General features: G+C 63.3%; 2 protein-coding genes. Both read right to left on the bottom strand.

Features of this window, described 5'->3' with window-relative positions:
• Positions 1-55 precede the first annotated feature (55 nt).
• A complete protein-coding gene (locus tag K9857_RS29765) occupies positions 56-2,503 on the bottom strand; it encodes a TonB-dependent receptor (protein ID WP_224542069.1) in 2,448 nt (815 codons plus the stop codon).
• A gap of 246 nt (positions 2,504-2,749) precedes the next feature.
• The gene (locus K9857_RS29760) at positions 2,750-4,102 is read right to left on the bottom strand and encodes an MFS transporter (protein ID WP_224542067.1); all 1,353 of its coding nucleotides are present in this window, start codon (positions 4,100-4,102) and stop codon (positions 2,750-2,752) included.
• Positions 4,103-4,337: the final 235 nt, after the last annotated feature.

The following is a 4,337-nucleotide window of genomic DNA, read 5'->3' as shown; positions in this document are numbered from 1 at the left end:
CGCAGTCCAACGGGGGCAAGCCCCCTCGCCACAAGGTCGCATTGCAGGTTGGGTTTTAGAAATCCACCGTCGCCGACAACTTCAACGTCCGCGGCTCACCCTGAGTCAGGTAGTTGTTCGCCGTCGAAGCCGAAGACCAATACGCCTTGTTCGCCACGTTCTCCACGTTGGCGCGCAGGGTGATGTACTTGTCGTCCGCCTTGAAGCCATAACGCGCACCCAGATCCACACGAGTCCAGGCCGGAATGCTCAAGCTGTTGGCGGCGTTGACGTATTCGCCACCGGTGCGCAACAGACGACCGTTGAGCGCGGCGCCCTGAATCCCCGGCACATCCCAGTCGGCCCCCAGGTTGTACTGGAAGCGCGGTACGCCAGCGGCGCGATTACCATCGTTGAGGCCGTTGGAGGTTTTCTTCTGTTCGGTGTCCATCCAGGTCGCGCCGGCCAGTACCCGCAGGCCGTCCAGCGGTTCGCCGAACACGTTCAGTTCCACACCTTTGTTGATCTGCTCGCCATCGACGCTGAAGGTTGCCAAGCGATTGCCCGGGACAGTCGAGGTCGAGTTGTTGGGCATCTCGATGCGGTACACACCCAGAGTCGCGCCGAAGCTGTTCCAGTCGAGCTTGACCCCGGCCTCGGTCTGCTTGCTGCGATTCGGAGCGAAGACTTCGCCGGGGTTGGTCACGCCGGTGGTGGGTGCGGTCGGACCCTGTTGCAGGCCTTCGATGCGGTTGGCGTAGAACGACACGTGTTCCCAGGGCTTGACCACCAAACCGTAGACCGGCGTAGTGATCGACTCCTCGTAGTTGGCGTTACGCGCACCGCTGGTGGTGTTCCAGGCGTCGACTTCGATGGTCTGGCGACGCACGCCGAGGGTCAGCAGCACGCGGTCGTCGATGAAGCCCAGGGTGTCGGACACGGCGGCACTCTTGATGCGGTTTTTGCCGACGATGCGCGGGTCGTGGATGTCGCTGCCGAAATAGGTGTTGGTCGGGCGCGGCACCTGCACCGGGTTGTACAGGTTGCCGTTGACCCGGTTGGCCACCAGGATCGCCTCGAACGCCGAGCGCTGTTCGCCCCAGGTGCCCGACAGGCCGAAGTTCATCTGGTGGGTGATCGGGCCGGTGTCGAAGTGACCGTTCAAGCCGGCAATCGCGCTCTTGTTGTCTTCGTCATGGGGCGAGTAGAGAAAGCCGACCTTGCCGCTGCCGTCGTTGCCGACATACAGCGAGGAATATTCGCCGTTTTCCCGGGTGTGCTTGGCGCCGCCACCGGCATAGGCCGTCCAGTTATCGTTGAGGTCGTACTCGGCGTTGACCATGCCGTAGGTGTCTTCCAGCTCCGACCAGGTCCAGTCCTGGGCGTAGTTGTCCTTGGCCGACGGGGCGTGCGGGACCTTGGTGCCATTGGGGTAAACCACGGAGCGGCCGTTGTTGATGCGCTGTTTCTGGTAGCCCAGATCGGTGGAGACACGCAGGCGGTCGCCGCGATAGTCCAGGCCGACGGCAATCAGCTGCGAGTGTTCGGACTCGCCGTCGACGGCGGTGTCGCCACCGTGATTGGCGAGGTTGACCCGCGCGCCGAAGCGGTTGTCTTCACCGAAACGCTGGCCCAGATCGATATGCCCGCCGATCTGGGAGTCGCTGGCGTAATCCAGAGTCACGCTGCGGGTCGGGGTGTCCTGGGCGCGCTTGGGCACCAGGTTGACGCTGCCACCAATGCCGCTGCCGCCCGGCGCCACGCCGTTGATGAAGGCGTTCGGGCCTTTGAACAGTTCAACTCGCTCCAGCGCCTCTGTGGTGATGATCTGTCGGGGGAGCACGCCGTACAGGCCGTTGAAGGAGATGTCGTCGGTCGTCAGCGGCAGGCCACGGATGGTGAACACTTGGGAAAAGTTGCCGAAGCCGGCCGACTGGCGCACCGAGGCATCGTTGAGCAGCACGTCGCCCACGGTGCGCGCCTGCTGGTCCTCGATGGTCTTGGCGGTGTAGCTGACCACGCTGAACGGCACGTCATTGATGCTGCGATTGCCCAACACCCCGAGGCGCGCGGTCTTGGCGACCTGGCCGCCTTCGTAGGTGTCGGCATTCTCGGCGATGCCGTTGACCGTGGTCGCGCCCAGTTCCAGCGCCGTGCCGCTGTCGACCTGCGGCGCCACGGTGTAGCTGTCGGCACCGGTGTTGATCAGCGAGAACCCGCTACCCTGCAGCAGGCGGGCGAAACCGGACTGCACGCTGTAGTTGCCTTGCAGGCCGGTGCTTTGCTGGTCGTTGAGCAGGTTGGTGTCGAACGACAGCAGCACGCCCGACTGCGCGGCGAATTGCGCCAGTACACTGGCCAGGGAGCCGGCGCCGATGTTGTAGCTGCGGGTGGCTTCGGTCTGATTGACGTCGGCGGCCAACGCACTGTGAACCGGCGCCATGGCGCTCAGGGCGATGGCCAGGCTCAGCAGGTTCAGGGGGAGACGGATTCTGGAGCGCAACTGCGGAGAACTGGAAGTCATGCGGCATGCCTGTGGATGCAAAGGATAATGAGAATTCCTCTACACACCGAACGAGCGCGAAAAAGGTATCAGCGAATCTGAAAATAATTTTTGCGGGCGTATCCGCTTTATCTCGCCCGCCGCCGGCTACGTGCTCATACAAAAAACGCCTTGTTCCAACAGGTCCTGTGGTTGGAACAAAGATTCCGGGGAACCACGGAACCTTTGGGAGCGGGCTTGCCCGCGAAGAGGCCGGCACATCCGACATCAATGTCGCCTGGCACAACAACAGGCCAAGGCGATCAACGCCAACGCCACGACAAAGGTCACGCGCATACCTGCGGCTGCAAACACCGCCCCCAACGCCGACGCCCCGGTGATCAACCCCAGGTTGCGCGACAGATTGAGCAACCCCGACACCACGCCTCGCTGCTGCGCCTGAACATCCGCCATCACCAGCGTGTTGTTGGCCGTCTGAAATACCGCATAACCCAAGGTAATCACCACCATCGGCACGATGTAGCCGACGACACCGAGGCTGGCCGGCAACACCGCCAGCAGCAGGCAGCCAAGGGCGATCACGAGCAAGCCGGCAAGGGTCATGCGCCGGGCGCCGAAACGATCGGCGACGCGTCCCGCGGGCACCCCGGTCAGCGCGGCGACCAACGGCCCGACCGACAACACCAGCCCGGCCTCGACCGCACCCAGCCCGAGCGTCTGGGACAGATAGAACGGCCCGACCACCAGTGTGCCCATCATCACCGTAGCCACCAACAGGCTCATGATCAGACTGGTGCTGAGCTGCCGATCGCGGAACATCGCGAGCCGGACCAAGGGCGCCGCGACCCGCTGTTCAACCCGAACGAACATCCAGGCGCCAACGCCCGCCAGCAGGATCAACGCAAGATTGAGCACGCCGAATTGCCCGCGTCCAAGGGTCATGGCCAGCGCGTAGGCGGCGAGGGTCAGTGCCAGCAGCAGGGTGCCGAAGGAGTCGAAAGCCACCTGTGTGTTTTTTGCTTTATGTTGATCGGCAGGCAAATAGCGCTGGGCGAGCAGCAACGTCAGCAAACCCAAGGGCACGGTGATCAGGAAAATCCCCCGCCAGCCGAACTCGCCGATCAGCAAGCCACCCAGCGACGGCCCCATCGCCGTGCCGATAGCGGACATGGTGCCTAGCAGTCCCATCGCGCTGCCGGTCCTGTCCTTGGGTACCGTCTCGCCGACGAAGGCCAGGGTCAGCGCCATCATGATCGCCGCGCCCAACCCTTGCAGCGCCCGTGCGCCGATCAACAGTTCCAGGCTCGGCGACAACCCGCACAGGGCCGATGCGACGGTGAACAGGCCGATGCCGGACAACAGCAACCGCCGTCGACCGACCAGATCGCCCAGCCGGCCGACGCTGACTATCAGTGTGGTAATGGCCAGCAGGTAGGCAAGGACGACCCATTGCACTTGCTGGAAGGAGGCGTCGAACACCTGGGCCAGTGTCGGCAGGCCGACGTTGGCAATGCTGGTGCCCAGGGAAGACAGCAGCATCGACAGCGACAGGCTGACCAGCGCCCACCTGATTGACCGGGTTCGTTGCGCATCTGCTGTGGCGGTTGCTGTGGATTCCATGGGTGTCCCTCTTTGTGGCGGCTCCCGATTGGAGCTACCGCAAATCTACGTCCGGGCCTAACATGGCGGAAGACGCATGGGTTGCACTTAATACGTGCACAAAACGCCATTCCACTCATTTGGATGGTGCGCGAACCTGTGGTGAGGGCTTGCCCTAAGGCCAGTCAGTTAAGCCGAACACATACTTGTGGCGAGGGGGCTTGCCCCCGCTGGGCTGCGAAGCGGCCCCAAAAGA

The organism is Pseudomonas sp. REP124 (assembly GCF_020164475.1).
GTDB lineage: Bacteria > Pseudomonadota > Gammaproteobacteria > Pseudomonadales > Pseudomonadaceae > Aquipseudomonas.
Note: the sequence above shows the minus strand (reverse complement) of the source record. Positions and strands in the feature narration are given on the sequence as shown.

What these genes read in the sequence shown, in the direction of transcription:
- K9857_RS29765 (WP_224542069.1), bottom strand. Translation starts at nt 2,503, where the DNA reads ATGACTTCCAGTTCTCCGCAGTTGCGCTCCAGAATCCGTCTCCCCCTG.
- K9857_RS29760 (WP_224542067.1), bottom strand. Translation starts at nt 4,102, where the DNA reads ATGGAATCCACAGCAACCGCCACAGCAGATGCGCAACGAACCCGGTCA.